We start from the raw sequence: 15,370 nt of genomic DNA, 5'->3' as shown, positions 1-15,370 counted from the left end.
AGCGACCTAGGCTGCCGACGCGACGGTGACGCCCAGCAGGTCCAAGGCGTTGTCGCGCATGATCTTGCGGATGTCACCAGCGCTGAACGCCGAAAGCTCCTCGGTGAACGCCACCGGATCTTCCAGTCCCTCGCCATGCGGCCAGTCCGAGCCGAACAGAATCTTGTCGACACCGATGGTCTCCGCTAGCAGCGGCAGGTCATCCTCGTAGTACGGGGCGATCCAGACGTTGTTGCGCAGCTGCTCGACGGGGTCTTCGGCGAAGTGCCGCGGCTGGCTGTTGGCGGCCTTCTTGAGCCGTTTGATCAACCGGTGCACGAAGTACGAGCCGTTCTCGATGCTGGCCACCTTCAGGTTCGGGTGTCGGCTGAACACCTGGTGCACGATCATCGATGCCATCGTGTCGTGGATGGCGCGGTCATCGAGCAGAACCGTGTCCAGCGGATCCTTGGCGCCGAATCCCTCAAAGGTCGATTGGCCGCCCCACATCGCCGCGATGTGCAGATAGCCGCTGTCGGACAAGTGGAATCCGACCGGCACCCCGGCTTCGGCCAACCGCGCCCACACCGGATCATGGCTGGGATCGCCCAGTGAGCGCGGCTTGACCACACCGGGCACCGGCGCGGGCCGCACCAGCACCATCTTGGCGCCCTTGGCCAGAACCTGGTCGACTTCGGCCACCGCGGCGACGGGATCGGCGAGCGAGATGATCGGCGCCGCGATGATCCGGTGGTCGGGCCGGTCGAAACCCCAGTCCTCGTCGAGCCACAGGTTGAAGGCATGCACCGAGGCCATCGTCGCTTCGATGTCGTGTTTGAGAGCCTCTTCGACGCCGCAGGCGAAAGTCGGCAACATGAACACGGTTTCGATGCCCTGAGTGTCCATCACCGTCACCCGGGCGTCGCGATTCTGGTACTCGGGGTGTTGGGCCAGCCGCTCGACCTTCATCAGCGACGCCGGGTCGACGCCCTCGGGGATCTCGCCGCGGAACAGCAGGTCCAAGCAGCCGGGCACGATGATCGGGTCGAACGTCGGGTTGGGGATGAAGTGGTTGACTTTGTCGCCGATCACCGCCTGGGTGCGCTTGCCGTCGGTGAGCATCTGCACACCGCGGCGCTTGAACTTCTTGTCCAGGTGTCGGGTGAACGAGTCCAGCGGCTCGTAGTAGTGGTTGTCGACGTCGATCGCTCGGTAGTCCAGCGTCATTAGCGTGATCCTCTCCCTGCGTTAGTCATTCACGTCAGCGGCGGGAAGTTCGGCGGCCGCTTCTGGAGAAAACTCGTGATGCCCTCGATGAGGTCGGGCCGTGTCAGCGATTCGTACATCAACTTCTCGGCACGCGCGCTCACCGCGGCGACGTCATCGAGCGCGTCGCGGTAGGCCTGCGCCTTGATCACCGCCAGTGATGCCGGTGAGCAGTTCGCGGCGAGGTCATCGGCGTATTCCAGGGCGCGTTCCAACACTGTGTCGGGAGGCGTGACGTGGTTGACCAGCCCGAGTTCGCGGGCCTCCTCGGCCAGGAAGGTTCGCCCGCTCAACAGCAGATCCATCGCCGCACCCCAGCCGGCGAGCCGCGGCAGAATCCAGGTGATCCCGTATTCGGCGATCAATCCGCGGCGGGTGAACGCGGTGGCGAACTTGGCTCCGGCCGCCGCGAACCGGATGTCGCACATCAGCGCATGGGTCAGCCCGATGCCGACACAGGCGCCGTTGATCGCGGCGATGACGGGTTTGCGCAATTCGGTCAGGAAATGCGGGTGACGCTCCCCGACTACTTGAGCCACATCGGTTTTGGCGGCGTCCGGACCCGTCTCGCCGGAGTTTGGTACGGGTCCCAGGTTCGCGCCGGCACAGAAACCGCGCCCGCTGCCGGTCACCACGATCGCCCGCACCGCCGGGTCGGCCTCGGCGCGGTCGATCGCCGCGTAGAAGCCGGCCGCGATGTCGGGCCCCCACGAGTTGAGTCGCTGCGGACGGTTGAAGGTGATCACCGCGACGCCGCCCCGCACCTCGGAGAGCACCGCAGCGTCATCCGGGGCGCCGGTGTCAGCCAGCGTGCCGTCCTCGGCAGCGGTCACGACCCCGCACCTCCTCGCCTCGGATCAACTCGGCCGCCGTAAGAAGCCCGGCTGGAATCTCTCTTACTGTATACCTTTCGGTAGCGCGTTCCGCAACCCTCGCGCGTCCGGCGAGAACAGCTAAGTCAGCAGGTCAGGCGCGGATTTTTGGGCGAGTCAGAGGAAATCGGAGCCGCCGTCGACATTGACGTTGGTTCCGGTCATATAGGAGTTGCGGCGCGAGGCCAGAAAGGCCGCAACCGATCCGACCTCGTCCGGCAGCCCGGCCCGCGGCAGGTGCGCCGGATGACCGAAGTGCTCGGTGATGGCTTCCATCAATCGGTACGGGTCATCCCCATCAACACCGACCGAGCGGGCCCAGCCGACCAGCGCCTCGGAAGCCACACTGCCCGGAGAGATCACGTTGACCAGGATCTCATCGGGAGCCAGCAGCAGCGACAGGTTCTTCGAGATGCTGTTGACCATCGTCTTGGCGGCGGTGTAGGCGGCCAGCACCGTGCTTTGGCGCTGGGTCGAATGCGCCGAGAAATTGACGATCCGGGCCCATTCGGCCTTGCGCAGCAAGGGAAGTGCGGCGCGTACGGTGTGCACCATCCCCATCGCGCCCTGGTCGACGGCCCGGCGCCACTGCTCGTCGGTGAGTTCGTCGAAGGTGCCCCGTACGTCGGGTCCGGCCGCGTTGATGAGGATGTTGAGCTCGCCGCCCCAGCGCCTCCCCAGCTCGGCGAAGACCTCCTGCACGCGCCGCTCGTCGCTGGCGTCGGCGACCAAGCCGACCGCGTCGGGGCTGCCGCGCCGGGTCAGGTCGTCGGTCGCACGGTCGAGGTCGGCGGCCGAGCGCGCCACGACGGCGACCCGCGCACCGTCGTCGGCCAGGCAGCGGGCAGTGGCCAGCCCCATCCCGCGTCCGCCGCCGACGACGACGGCGGTCGCGTCCTGCAGGCCCAGGTCCACGTGTCAGCGCGGCTGGAATCGTTGCGCACCGTCGATGCGCACGACTTCGCCGTTGATGTAGGTGTTCTCCAACAGGTGCTGGGCCAGGCTGGCGTACTCGTCGGGTGTGCCGAGCCGCTTGGGGAACGGCACCGTTTCGGAGAATTTCGCCAGCATCGCGTCGGTGGCGCGTTCCATCGCCGGCGTCCGGATGGTGCCCGGCGCAATGCTGTTCAACCGGATCCCGACCGAGCTGAGATCCCGGGCGCCGCACAGGGTCAACCCGATCACCCCGCCTTTGGCGGCCGCGTACGCGGACTGGCCGATCTGCCCCTCGATGCCGGCGATCGACGACGTCATCACGATCGCGCCACGCTCACCGCCTGAGCCGGGCTCGGTGGTGGCGATCTTGGCCGCCGCCAGCCGCAGCACGTTATAGGTGCCGGTCAGATACAGCGCGATGGTCTTGGTGAAGCCCTCCATCGGGGCGGGGCTGCCGTCGCGGGCGACGATCTTGTCCGCCACGCCGAAGCCGCCGTGGGCGATCACCGCGTAACGCAGGGTCCCCAGTTCGTCGGCCTTGGCCAGCGCCGCCTGCACGTCGTCGTCGTTGAGCACATCGGTGCGCACGTAGACGGCCTTGTTGCCCAGCTCGTCGGCCAGCTTGGTGGCCTTCTCGTCGGCGACGTCGGCGATGACGACCGCCGCACCGGCTTCGTGGAGCCGACGGACCGTGGCCTCACCGAGACCACCAGCGCCTCCGGTCACCAGAACCACTTCACCTGCGAAAGACATGACTACTCCTCACTTTCGATCAACGAGTTCGGGCTGTGGGGCCGGGATCAGGACCCGGTCCAGTTGGGGGCGCGCTTCTCGGCAAAGGCAATGGCACCTTCCTTCGCGTCGTTGGACGCGAACACCGGAGCAATCAGCTCGCCCTGCTTCTGCCACATCTGGTCGGCGGACCAGTCCGCGGACTTGACCATGATGTCCTTGGTCACCGCCACCGCGAGCGGTCCGTTGGCCGTGATCCGCTCGGCCAACTCGAGCGCCCCGTTCAGCGCCTCGCCCGGTTCGGTCAGCACATTGACGAAGCCCCACGACTCCCCTTGCTCGGCGGTGAAACTCTCACCGGTGAGCGCCAATTCGAGTGCCTTCTGGTAGGGGATCCGGTGCGGCAACCGCAACAGGCCGCCGCCGGCCGCCACCAGGCCTCGCTTCACCTCGGGAATGCCGAACTTCGCACCCTTGGCGGCCACCACCAGGTCGGTGGCCAGTACCAGCTCGGTGCCGCCGGCGACCGCGTGACCCTCCACAGCGGAGATGAGCGGCTTGCGCGGCGGGCGCTCGGTGAAGCCAAGGCCCCGCCCTGGGACATACGCCAGTTCTCCGGCTGCGAACGCCTTGAGATCCATTCCCGCGCAGAAGTTTCCGCCGGCTCCGGTCAGCACCGCCAGCGACAGTTCCGGCGTGTCATCGAGTTCGTCGCAGGCGGCAGCCAAGCCTTCGGCGACCGCCTTGTTGGCCGCGTTGCGGGCCTCCGGACGATTGATCGTGATGATCAGGGTTCGTCCCCGACGTTCGGTGAGCACTTCATCTGGCACGGGCAACCCCTCCAGCGGTGTGACAAGTTATACCAAAATGCTTACCATATGCTTTACGGTAAGAGAAGCTCAATACCGGGTGGCAACGACGCGCACCGGTAGGTTTGACGGCGACAAACCGGCCGCGCATCCAGAACTGGAGGTACCCGCAGTGGCAAAGCAGCCTGTCGCCGAGAAGCGTCAGCGGCGCGAACGCGGATCGATCAACCCCGACGACATCATCGACGGCGCGTTCGAGCTCGCCGAACAGATCGGGGTCGACAATCTGAGCATGCCGTTGCTCGGCAAGCACCTCGGTGTCGGGGTGACAAGCATCTACTGGTATTTCCGCAAGAAGGACGACCTGCTCAATGCCATGACCAGCCGCGCCTTGCGGCAGTATGTGTTCGCCACCCCCTACGTAGAGGCCAAGGACTGGCGGCAGACCTTGCGCAACCACGCCCACACCATGCGCGCGACGTTCTTGGGCAACCCGATCCTGTGCGACCTCATCCTGATTCGGGCCGCCCTGAGTCCGCGCGCCGCGCAGCTGGGTGTCCAAGAAGTCGAGCGGGCGATCGCCAGCCTGGTGGAGGCGGGGTTGTCGCCGCAGGATGCCTTCGACACCTACTCCACGATCTCGGTTCATATTCGCGGATCGGTGGTGCTGCGTCGTCTCTACGAGAAGAACCGGGCCTCGGACGCCGAGGGCCCCTCGGACTTCGAGGAAGCGCTCGTCATCGACCCCGAGGTGACCCCGCTGCTGGCCCAGACCACTGAGCAGGGTCATCGGATCGGCGCGGCCGACGACGCCAACTTCGAGTACGGGCTCAACTGCATCCTCGACCACGCCGAGCGACTGATCGAGCAGAACAGCAAACCGGCGCGGCGTCGCGGTAGCACCTCGGCCAAATCCTCGAAGGGCCGCTAGGGCTAGACCTCGATCACCACGGCGCCGCCCTGGCCGCCGCCGGCGCACATCGCCGCCACGCCGATCCCGCCGCCGCGCCGCTGCAGCTCATAGGCCAACGTGGTCACCATCCGCGCTCCGGAGGCAGCAATCGGGTGGCCGAGGCTGCATCCGCTGCCGGAGAAGTTCACCAGCTCCTCGTCCAGGCCGTACTCGCGGCACGCCGCGATCGGCACCGACGCGAAGGCCTCGTTGATCTCCCACAACGCCACGTCCCCCGGGGACAGCCCCGCCCGCTGCAACACCTTGCCGATCACCTTGACCGCTCCCAGGCCGGTGTCGCGAGGGGCGACGCCGGCCGACGCCCAGGCTTTGATGGTGCCCATGACGTTGAGTCCCCGGGCCTGCGCGTAGTCGGCGTCGACGAGTGCGACCGCGGCCGCGGCGTCGTTGGTGCCGCTGCTGTTGCCGGCGGTGATCGAGAAGCCTTCGATCTCGGGGTGCAGGACCTTCAACCCGGCCAGCTTCTCCACTGTGGTGTCGCGGCGGGGATGCTCGTCCACGCTGAACTCGGTCACCGTGCCGTCGGGCAATTGCACCTTCAGCGGCACGATCTCGTCGGTGAACTTGCCCGCGTCGATCGCGGCGATCGCCCGCTGGTGCGACCGGGCCGCCCACACGTCCATCTCCTCGCGGCTGATGCCGGCCGCCTGAGCGGTGTTCCAACCCACCGTGATCGACATGTCGCGGGTGGGAGCGTCCACCGTCTCGGGGTGGGTCGGAGGCATCCACGGCTCGGCGAAGGTGAGCTCGGGGCCGGGGATGCGCATCTTCATCACCGGCAGCATCGACAGGGTCTGCACCCCACCGGCGATCAGCACCCGTTCCATCCCGGAACCGATCTGCGCGGCGGCGTTGCCGATCGCGGTCAGGCTGCCGGCGCAGTGCCGGTTGACCGCCTGGCCGGGCACCGACTCCATCCCGCAGGCGGCTGCGGCGAAGCGCGCCATATCGCCACCGCCATAGTGGGATTCGGCGAAGATCATGTCGTCGATGTCCGCGGGCGCGATCCCGGCCCGGCGGATCACCTCGGGCACCACCGTGGTGATCAGCGTCTCCGCGGAGGTGTTGGCCAGCGTTCCTTTGAATGAGCGTCCGATGGCCGTGCGAACGGCACCGACGATGACAGGCGTAGGCATGCTTTGACCTTACATTATTCGTTCTTTTTGTAAAGGTGCCGGTGGGCGGCAGGTTGGCGTCCCGGAAGCCGCTCAGGGCTCCGGCACGTGAAAGTGCTCATCACGCAGCCGGAACGCCTCCTTGGTGCCGTGCTGCGCCCGCGTCTTGACGAAGTTGAACTCCCCCGGCGCGAACTGCAGGTTGGTGCCGTAGGCGTGAAACAGATAGCTGGCCACCTCTTCGCCCTGATAGGCCTGGCTCTGCTCGACGAGCCGGAACGCCTCCTTGGCGATGACGACACCGTCGGCCGGCATCTTGGCCGCCTTGGCCGCCCAGTACCGCGCCCGTGCCGTCACCGCCGCGGGATCGCAGGTCTCGGTGAACACGCCCAGATGTTCGACCGCGGCGGCTTCGATGATGTCGCCGGTCAACAGCAGTCGTCGCGCCAGCACCGGGCCGAGGCGATGGAAGAACATGTGCAGGCTGCCCAGGGCCGGGCCCAGGAAGCGGGTGGCCGGCATGCCGATCCGGGTGTTGCGGGCGATCACCGAGATGTCGGTCATCAGCGCCATCTCGAAGCCGCCCCCCAGGGCGTAGCCGCTGATCTCGCCCACCGTGACCTTCGGAAACCCCATCAGGTTGTGGTAGAAACCGAACGACTTGCGGTCGACGGTGAGCCGGCGACGCTGGCTCGGCCGGCCCTTGGCCGCCGCGCCAGCCGCCTGGCCGCCCTCGCCGTACCAGCCGTAGGCGTTGTTCATGTCCGCGCCCGCGCTGAAGACGCCCTCGGCGCCCCGCAGCAGCACCACCACGACGTCGTCGTCCTCGGCGACGCGGTCCAGGTAGCGGGCGATCGCATCCCGCATCGCGGCGTCGTAGGAATTACGCCGCCCTGGATTGTTCAGCGTGATGGTGGCGATCCGCCCGTCGGGATCGACATCGAAGAGCACGCGGCCGTCGGTATCGCTCATGGCTGGGACTCCTCACTGGGCCGTCTGCGGCCGAATCGGTTGGCGCTCACCTGCTCCGGCGGCATTGCCGCGGTGGTGACTTCGCCGGTGCACAGCACCTCGCCGCGGTGGAGCAGTCGCGCGGTGGAGGTGATGCCGCGCTCGACCTCGGTTCGCACGATGTCGAAGTTCAGCTCGGTGAGAATGGGCGTCGGGCGGCGGTAGGTGACCAGCAGCGAGCGGGTGCGACCGGCCAAACCCGCTGCGCAGCTCTGATGCTGGGTCACGCAATCGAAGAACACGCCGAGAAAGCCGCCGTGCACCAGTCCGGGAGGGCCTTCGTACACCAGCGGGAAAGCGACTCGCCCCGAGGCGGTTTCGGCGGCAAGGTGGTCGAATCGGTACTCCGGGAAGCAGGGGTTGAACGCCCCGACGTCGAAAGCATGGTTGAGGTAGACCCGACCGCCGCGCTCGGACCGCAGGCGCGGTATCGGGTCAGCCGGGGCGTGGGCCGCCAGCTGCCGCTCCCAATCGGCGCAGCGTTCCAGCATGTCGTCCACTACCGGGTGCGGGTGCTCGAGCGCAAGCAGCAGGCCCGCTAACCGGCGGATGGCGCCGGCCGCCGCCACGGTCTGCTCCAGCGGCGGCTCGCCGAAGCGCGCGCCGCCAGCTGAAACCGCTGAGCTCGCCGAACCGTCCGCCATCGGCATCTCCCTGTCGAATCCGCGTCGAATCGCGCAATCGTATAGCCTACTGTAGCCCTCACGATATACGGTTGAGCGGTGGACACCACAGTGGCCGAGTCCCCCGATTCCGGGCCCGGCGCCGACGGCTCAGTGACGGCGGTGCGCGACGGCGCGCTGCTCCGGCTCACCCTTGTTCGCCCCGATCACCGGAATGCGCTCAGCCCACCGATGACCGAGACGCTGATCGGCGCCCTGACCGAAGCGGCCCGTGATGATGCCCTGCGCGCAATCCACATCCAAGGCGCCGGTGCCGACTTCTGCGCGGGAGCCGATTGGGTCGCCACCAACTCGACCGGCGCGCGGCCCCGCACCGGTGACCTGGTGCGGCGCATCCCGCACGCCGCGCACCGGGTGATCGAACTGCTGCACACCATCCAGTTGCCGGTGGTGTGCAGTGTCCGCGGGTGGGCGGTGGGGCTGGGCTGCAATCTGGCGCTGGCCGCCGATTTCACCGTCGCCGCAACCGACGCCGTGTTCTGGGAACCGTTCCTGGCGCGCGGATTCAGCCCCGACTCGGGAGCCACCTGGTTGCTGCCGCGCCTGGTCGGGCTGGCCCGGGCCAGACGGATGTTGCTGCTCGGCGAGAAGCTCAGCGGTGCCATGGCGCAGGACTGGGGGCTGATCCATCAGGCCGTGGATTCCGCGCAGGTCGACTCAATCACCGAAGAGCTGCTGGCGCGCCTGGCCGACGGGCCCACGGTCGCGATCGGACTGACCAAGCAAGGACTGCACTACGGGCAACACGCGACGCTGCCCCAAGCCATGACGCAGGAGCTGTTCAACCTTGAACTCAGCTGCCGCTCCGCGGATTTCAAAGAGGGACTGGCCGCGTTCACCCAGCGGCGTCCGCCGGATTTCACCGGCCGCTGAACAGAAGGGAATCGGCTATGCCGACGTTCGACACCATCACCTATGAGCTCGACGGGCACACCGCGACGATCACGCTGAACCGCCCCGAGGCGCTCAACGCGCTGAGCCCGCACATGGTCACCGAGCTGCGGGCCGCCTACGCCGAGGCCGAGAACGACGACCGGGTGTGGCTGCTGATCGTGACCGGGACCGGGCGGGCGTTCTGCACCGGCGCCGACGTCAAGGCGATCCCCGGTGACGGCAAGGTGGTCAACGAGCGGCCGTACCTGTCCACCTACGAGCAGTGGGAGGCCCCGCAGGAGGGCACGCCGCCATTTCGGACGATGGCCAAGCCGGTCTTGGCCGCGATCAACGGAATATGTTGCGGCGCAGGCCTGGACTGGGTGACCACCGGTGACATCGTCATCGCCTCCGAGCATGCCACCTTCTTCGACCCGCACGTCTCGATCGGGCTGGTCGCCGGCCGTGAGGTAGTGCGGTTAGCCCGAGTGCTGCCCCGGTCGGTCGCGCTGCGCATGGCGATGATGGGCAAACACGAGCGGATGGACGCCCAGCGTGCCTACCAGCTCGGGATGATCAGCGAGGTGGTCGAGCACGACCGCCTGCTGGAGCGCGCGCACGAGATCGCCGGCGTCCTCAACTCCAATGCGCCGCTGGCGGTGCGCGGCACCCGGCTGGCGATCCTCAAGGGCCTCGACCTGCCGCTGCACGAGGCCGAGATGCTCGCCGAATCGTTTCGGGAACGCAACCTGCACACCGAGGACTCGCTGGAGGGCCCCAAAGCGTTCGTCGAGAAGCGCGCACCGGAGTGGCAGTGCCGATGAAACCGCTGAATTTCGAGACCATCCTGCTCGACGTCGATCGCACCGATCGCGTCGCCACGATCACGCTGAACCGGCCGGATCGGCTCAACGCCTTCAACCGCACCATGTGCGAGGAGATGGTCGCCGCGTGGCGCATCGTCAAACTCGACACCGACGTCAACGCCGTCGTGCTGCGTTCCGCCGGTGACCGGGCCTTCAGCGCCGGACTGGACATCAAGGCCTCCTACGGGCAGCCCGACAACGTCTGGAATCACGAGGATCCCGGTGAGGCGCTCAGTCCCAAGTGGCAGAAGATGTTCAAGCCGGTGGTCTGCGCGGTGCAGGGCATGTGCACCGCGGGCGCGTTCTACTTCGTCAACGAATCCGACGTGGTGATCTGCTCGCAGAGCGCAACGTTCTTCGACTCCCACGTCTCGGCCGGGCTGGTCTGCGCGCTGGAGCCGATCGGGTTGATGCGCCGCATCGGGTTGGGCGAGACCCTGCGGATTGCGCTGATGGGCAACGACGAGCGAGTCAGCGCCGACACCGCGCTGCGCATCGGACTGGTCTCGGAAGTGACAGCGCCCGAACACCTTTGGGCGCGCGCACATGAGATCGCGGCCACCATTGCGGCAAAGCCGCCGTCGGCGACCCAGGGCACGGTCAAGGCCGTCTGGGAGTCATTGGACAAGCCCTACCGCGCCGCCTTGGACCAGGGCCTGATCTACACTCGGCTGGGCAATCCCCTCGGCAAGGCCGAGCTCGACGCGCGCTCACCCCGCCCGGTGACCGAACCGCGGATCCGCTGATGGCGCACCCGCTCAGCGCACGGATCGCCGCGGTGCTCGCCCTGCAGCCCGACGCGCCGGCGGTCGAGTACGCCGGCCAGTGGTTTTCCTGGGCGCAGGTCGGCGTCATGGCCCGGCGCATCGCGGAATTGACCTGCGGCGGCAAGGTCGGGATCCTGCTGCGCAACCGTCCCCCGCACCTGGGCGCGCTGCTCGGGGTGCTGCTGGGCGGGGGGTGCGTGGTGGTCATCAATCCCGCGCGCGGGGATGACCGCACCCGTGCGGACATCGCCGCACTGAAACTGCCGCTGATTATCGGCGAGCCCGACGATCTGGCCGCGCTGGTCACGGCCGCACCGCACACCACGACGGTGGCCATCTCCGACCTCGATGCCGAACCCCAGGTGGCCCCGGCCGCAATCCCCGGCCTGCAAGCCGGCTCGGAACCCAGCCGTCCCGGCGTGGCGGTGTGGATGCTCACCAGCGGCACCACCGGACCGCCCAAGCGCGTCGACCTGAGCTACGACATGCTGGCGCACAGCGTGCTCGGCCCGGCACCGGCCGAGCTGCGGCGCGGTATCGCGATCGTGAACGCACCGCTGGTGCACATCGGCGGGGTGTTCCGGGTGCTGCAGAGTGTCGCCGAGGCGAGATCCTTCGTGCTGCTGGACCGCTTCGAGCTGGACCGCTGGGCCGATGCGGTGCGCAAGTATCGGCCGCGTGCGGTGTCCCTGGTGCCCGCGGCGCTGCGGATGGTGCTGCACTCGACGCTGGGCCGCGAGGACCTGTCCAGCATCCGTGCGGTCACCTCGGGTACCGCACCGCTGTCGGCCGACGACGCCGATGCGTTCACCGAGAAGTTCGGCATCCCGGTACTCACCTCGTACGCGGCAACCGAATTCGGGGGCGGAGTGGCCGGGTGGACGCTCGTGGACTACCGGCGGTTCTGGCGGGACAAGCGCGGCAGCGTCGGCCGGGCCAGCCTGGGGGCGCAACTGCGGGTGGTCGGCGACGACGGTGTTCCGCTGAGACCCGATGAGCCTGGCCTGCTCGAGGTCAAGCCGGGTCAGCTCGGTCCCGACACGGCCTGGATGCGCACCACTGACCTGGCGCGCATCGACGCCGACGGCTTCCTGTGGATCCTGGGCCGGGCGGATCAGGCCATCATCCGCGGCGGGTTCAAAGTGATGCCCGACGACGTCCGGGCCGCACTCGAGGCCCATCCGGCGGTCAGAGGTGCTGCCGTGGTGGGGCGTGCGGATGACCGCCTGGGCCAGACCCCCGTCGCCGCAGTCGAGCTGCGGGCCGGTGCTGCCACCGACGCCGAGACACTGGTCGATTTCCTGAGCACCCGCCTGGCGCGCTACGAGATTCCCACCGACATCGCCATCGTCGACGACCTCCCACGAACGCCCTCGGGCAAGGCCGACCTGGGCGCGGTGCGGGCCCTGATCGGAGCGCCAGGACAGCATGGCCGCTGACGCGCTCGACACTCTGCCGGAAGTCCTGGCCGCCCAGGCCCGTTCGCGCGGCCCTCACCCCCTGCTGATCTGCGACACCGAGCGGATCAGCTACGCCGACGCCGAGCAGCGCTCCGCGGTCTTGGCCGGACACCTCATTGCGCTCGGGGCCGGCAGGGGCACCCATGTCGGGCTGTTGTATCCCAACGGTGCGGCCTTCGTGGTAGGCATGTTTGCGGCAGCCCGCATCGGCGCGGTGGTGGTGCCGTTCCCCACCTTCGCCACCGCGCCGGAGCTGCGCCGCCAACTGGCCCACAGCGATGTGCAGATCCTGCTGGCCGCCGAAACGTACCGGTCCCACGACTATCGCCGGCGCCTCAGCGAAGCGCTCTCCGACGCCGACATCGCCGGCGCGGCACCGTTGTTCAGCGCCCATACCCCGCAGCTGCGCCACGTGGCGTTCGACGCCGATGCGGTCGGCATTGACGTTCCGGCCACGCTGAAAGCCCTCGAAACCGATGTCGACGGCAGCGATCCGCTGGCCATCGTCTACACCTCCGGGTCGTCCGGCGCGCCCAAGGGGGTGATACATACCCATGCCGGTCTGCTCGGCCACCAACGCAACCTCAACGAGCTCCGCCGGCTCACCGCATCCGACATCTTGTTCTGCAATTCACCGTTCTTCTGGATCGGGGGCTTCGCCTTCGCACTGCTGGCCACCATGCTGGCCGGATCGACGCTGCTGTGCTCCAACGCCACCGACCCCGGCGCCACGCTGGATCTGCTGGAGGTTGAAAAGCCCACCGTGACCAATGGTTTCGTCAGCGGGATTTCTGCGTTGGCGCAGCATCCCAGTATGGCCCGTCGGGACCTGTCGTCACTGCGCCGCGGCAACCTGTACCCGCTCATGGCACCCGAGACCCGTCCCACCGACCCGGAGCTGCGGCACAACATGCTGGGGTCGACCGAGACCGGCGGCCCGGTGCTGCTCAGCGAGGACGACACCGACCAGCCCGAGCACCGGCGCGGCAGCTACGGCCGACCGGCGCCCGGGTTCGAGTGCCGCGTCGAGGCCGGTGAGTTGTTGGTGCGCGGGCGCTACCTGATGCAGCGCTACCACAAGCGCAGCCAGGAGGAGTCCTTCGACGCCGACGGCTGGTTACACACCGGGGACCTGGTCCGCGTGGACGCAGACGGCTTCTACTACTACCTGGGCCGGCGGGACGCGCTGATCAAGACCGCCGGTGCCACTGTGTCACCGGCCGAGGTGGAACGCGCCATCGCGAAGGTGACCGGCGGCACCGTCGCCCACGTGGTCGCTATCCCCGACGCCGACCGCGGACAGCTGGTGGCCGCCGTCCTCGAGTGCGACACCGAGATCGACGAACAATCGCTGCGCGAACGGCTGAAAGCGCAGCTGTCGGTGTACAAGATCCCCCGCCTGTTCGCCACGATGCCGGCCGCCGAGGTCCCGCTGTTGTCCAGCGGCAAGGTTGACCGGCACCGGCTGGCGCAGCTGTTTTCGCGGAGCTCCGATGTCTGACACCGTCGACGCCCTGGTCCGCGCCCGCGCGGCCGCCTTCCGGGACAAGCCTGCGGTGATCGATCCCGTCGACCGGATCGGCTACGCCGACCTCGACGCGTCCTCACGCGACCTGGCGGCGGTCTTGGTGGCGGCCGGCGTCGGCAAGGGCACCCGGGTCGGGCTGATCATGCCCAACGGCGTCGACTGGGTGCGGACCGCCATCGCGCTGACCCGCATCGGAGCGGTGCTGGTTCCGCTGAGCACGCTGTTGACCGCACCCGAGCTGACCGCGCAGCTTCGCGTCGCCGCGGTGCAATTCCTGGTCAGTGTGGAGGAATTCCGCCGGCGCCGTTACCTCGACGGCCTCGAGGCAGCGCAAGCCGAACTGCCTGCGCTGCAACGCCTCTGGACCGCTGACCGGTTGGCGTCGACCACGCCCGAGGCCGATCCGGCACGGATCGTCGACGCACTGGCCGCAGCCGTCACGCCCAGCGACCCGCTGGTGATCATGTTCACCTCCGGCAGCAGCGGCCCGCCGAAGGGCGTACTGCATTCGCACGGCAGCGCCTTGGGCGCCGTCCGCGCCGGGCTGGCGGCCCGTTGCATCAACGCCGACACCCGGCTGTATCTGCCGATGCCGTTCTTCTGGGTCGGCGGTTTCGGCGGCGGTGTGCTGTCGGCGCTGCTGGCCGGGGCGACGCTGGTCACCGAACCGATCCCAAAACCGGACACCACGTTGCGGCTGCTGGAAACCGAACGGGTGACGCTGTTTCGGGGCTGGCCCGATCAGGCTGAGGCACTGGCCCGCCACCGCGGCGGCGCCGATCTGTCGGCGCTGCGGCCCGGAAGCCTGGAGGCACTGCTTGCTCCGGAGTTGCGCTCCGCACCCGGGGCGCGGGCCAACCTGTTCGGGATGACCGAGTCGTTCGGCCCGTACTGCGGCTACCCGGCCGACACCGACATGCCACCATCGGCCTGGGGTAGCTGCGGAAAGCCGTTCGCCGGCATGGAGGTTCGGATTGTCGACCCCGAGACCGGTGTGCCGGTGCCGCCCGGGGCGATCGGGACGATCCAACTGCGCGGACCGCACATCCTGCGCGGCATCTGCCGCCGCAGCCGCGAAGACACCTTCACCGTCGACGGCTTCTACCCCACCGGCGATCTGGGCCGCCTCGACGACGACGGATTCCTGTTCTACCACGGCCGATCCGACGACATGTTCAAGGTCAGCGGCGCCACCGTGTACCCGAGTGAGGTGGAGAAGGCACTACGGGCCATCGACGGTGTCGAGGCCGCCTTCGTGACCAACGTGTCCGACGGCGACCGGGACCGGGTGGGGGCGGCCGTGGCCTGCGATGCGCTGACCGTCGAGCAGTTGCGCGCGAAGGCCAGTGAACTCCTGAGCCCGTTCAAGGTGCCATCGGTGTGGCTGTTGGTCTCGGGTCCCGAGGACGTTCCGCGCGGGCCGACCGGCAAGATCGACAAGGCCCGCCTGCGGGAGATGCTGACCGAATCAACTGCCGAAACGCCCAGGTGAGCGCGAGC

15 protein-coding genes are annotated in these 15,370 nt (G+C 68.2%); 7 read left to right on the top strand and 8 right to left on the bottom strand.

Going from position 1 to position 15,370, the window contains the following annotated elements; all coding sequences use genetic code 11:
* Positions 1–6: 6 nt before the first annotated feature.
* From AC5Y4Q_RS01990 to AC5Y4Q_RS01970, 5 genes are all read right to left on the bottom strand, one after another.
* Positions 7–1,206 carry an amidohydrolase family protein gene (locus AC5Y4Q_RS01990; protein WP_064922595.1) on the bottom strand — a complete coding sequence of 400 codons (1,200 nt, stop codon included), beginning with the start codon at positions 1,204–1,206 and terminating at the stop codon, positions 7–9.
* Positions 1,207–1,235: 29 nt separating this feature from the next.
* Positions 1,236–2,054 carry an enoyl-CoA hydratase gene (locus tag AC5Y4Q_RS01985; RefSeq protein WP_064922624.1) on the bottom strand — a complete coding sequence of 273 codons (819 nt, stop codon included), beginning with the start codon at positions 2,052–2,054 and terminating at the stop codon, positions 1,236–1,238.
* A gap of 180 nt (positions 2,055–2,234) precedes the next feature.
* Positions 2,235–3,032, bottom strand: coding sequence for an SDR family NAD(P)-dependent oxidoreductase (locus tag AC5Y4Q_RS01980; protein ID WP_064922594.1), 798 nt, complete (start codon positions 3,030–3,032; stop codon positions 2,235–2,237).
* A 3-nt stretch (positions 3,033–3,035) separates the two neighbouring features.
* Entirely contained in the window at positions 3,036–3,806 is a 771-nt protein-coding gene (locus tag AC5Y4Q_RS01975) for an SDR family oxidoreductase (protein WP_064922593.1), read from the bottom strand.
* Positions 3,807–3,853: 47 nt separating this feature from the next.
* Entirely contained in the window at positions 3,854–4,615 is a 762-nt protein-coding gene (locus AC5Y4Q_RS01970) for a crotonase/enoyl-CoA hydratase family protein (protein WP_064922592.1), read from the bottom strand.
* A 151-nt stretch (positions 4,616–4,766) separates the two neighbouring features.
* Between AC5Y4Q_RS01970 and AC5Y4Q_RS01965 the strand changes: the two genes are divergently transcribed.
* Positions 4,767–5,525, top strand: coding sequence for a TetR/AcrR family transcriptional regulator (locus tag AC5Y4Q_RS01965; protein ID WP_064922591.1), 759 nt, complete (start codon positions 4,767–4,769; stop codon positions 5,523–5,525).
* A 2-nt stretch (positions 5,526–5,527) separates the two neighbouring features.
* On the opposite strand, the gene AC5Y4Q_RS01960 is transcribed toward AC5Y4Q_RS01965, so the two are convergent.
* The 3 genes from AC5Y4Q_RS01960 to AC5Y4Q_RS01950 all read right to left on the bottom strand — a co-directional run bounded on the left by AC5Y4Q_RS01960 (position 5,528) and on the right by AC5Y4Q_RS01950 (position 8,343).
* Entirely contained in the window at positions 5,528–6,703 is a 1,176-nt protein-coding gene (locus AC5Y4Q_RS01960) for a thiolase family protein (RefSeq protein ID WP_064922590.1), read from the bottom strand.
* A 72-nt stretch (positions 6,704–6,775) separates the two neighbouring features.
* Positions 6,776–7,654 carry an enoyl-CoA hydratase/isomerase family protein gene (locus tag AC5Y4Q_RS01955; RefSeq protein ID WP_064922589.1) on the bottom strand — a complete coding sequence of 293 codons (879 nt, stop codon included), beginning with the start codon at positions 7,652–7,654 and terminating at the stop codon, positions 6,776–6,778.
* Complete coding sequence (locus tag AC5Y4Q_RS01950) at positions 7,651–8,343, bottom strand: hotdog family protein (protein ID WP_499957741.1); 693 nt, start codon at positions 8,341–8,343, stop codon at positions 7,651–7,653. The genes AC5Y4Q_RS01955 and AC5Y4Q_RS01950 overlap by 4 nt, the downstream gene beginning before the upstream one ends.
* A 72-nt stretch (positions 8,344–8,415) precedes the next feature.
* Here AC5Y4Q_RS01950 and AC5Y4Q_RS01945 point away from each other — a divergent pair, with 72 nt between their 5' ends.
* Genes AC5Y4Q_RS01945 through AC5Y4Q_RS01920 form a run of 6 tightly spaced genes read left to right on the top strand, consistent with a single transcriptional unit; the run spans position 8,416 to position 15,362 of the window.
* Positions 8,416–9,249, top strand: a complete 834-nt coding sequence (locus AC5Y4Q_RS01945; protein ID WP_082952683.1) for an enoyl-CoA hydratase/isomerase family protein — start codon at positions 8,416–8,418, stop codon at positions 9,247–9,249.
* Positions 9,250–9,266: 17 nt separating this feature from the next.
* Entirely contained in the window at positions 9,267–10,073 is an 807-nt protein-coding gene (locus tag AC5Y4Q_RS01940) for an enoyl-CoA hydratase/isomerase family protein (RefSeq protein ID WP_064922587.1), read from the top strand.
* A complete protein-coding gene (locus tag AC5Y4Q_RS01935; RefSeq protein ID WP_064922586.1) occupies positions 10,070–10,861 on the top strand; it encodes an enoyl-CoA hydratase/isomerase family protein in 792 nt (263 codons plus the stop codon). Before AC5Y4Q_RS01940 ends, AC5Y4Q_RS01935 begins: the two co-directional genes overlap by 4 nt.
* Positions 10,861–12,321: a class I adenylate-forming enzyme family protein gene (locus tag AC5Y4Q_RS01930; RefSeq protein WP_064922585.1), complete on the top strand. Its 1,461-nt coding sequence runs from the start codon at positions 10,861–10,863 to the stop codon at positions 12,319–12,321. Before AC5Y4Q_RS01935 ends, AC5Y4Q_RS01930 begins: the two co-directional genes overlap by 1 nt.
* Positions 12,311–13,843, top strand: a complete 1,533-nt coding sequence (locus AC5Y4Q_RS01925; protein WP_064922584.1) for a class I adenylate-forming enzyme family protein — start codon at positions 12,311–12,313, stop codon at positions 13,841–13,843. The genes AC5Y4Q_RS01930 and AC5Y4Q_RS01925 overlap by 11 nt, the downstream gene beginning before the upstream one ends.
* The gene (locus AC5Y4Q_RS01920) at positions 13,836–15,362 is read left to right on the top strand and encodes a class I adenylate-forming enzyme family protein (RefSeq protein ID WP_064922583.1); all 1,527 of its coding nucleotides are present in this window, start codon (positions 13,836–13,838) and stop codon (positions 15,360–15,362) included. Before AC5Y4Q_RS01925 ends, AC5Y4Q_RS01920 begins: the two co-directional genes overlap by 8 nt.
* Positions 15,363–15,370 lie beyond the last annotated feature (8 nt).

It is taken from the genome of Mycobacterium sp. NGS16 (assembly GCF_059813225.1).
This window is presented reverse-complemented; position numbering and strand designations above follow the sequence as displayed.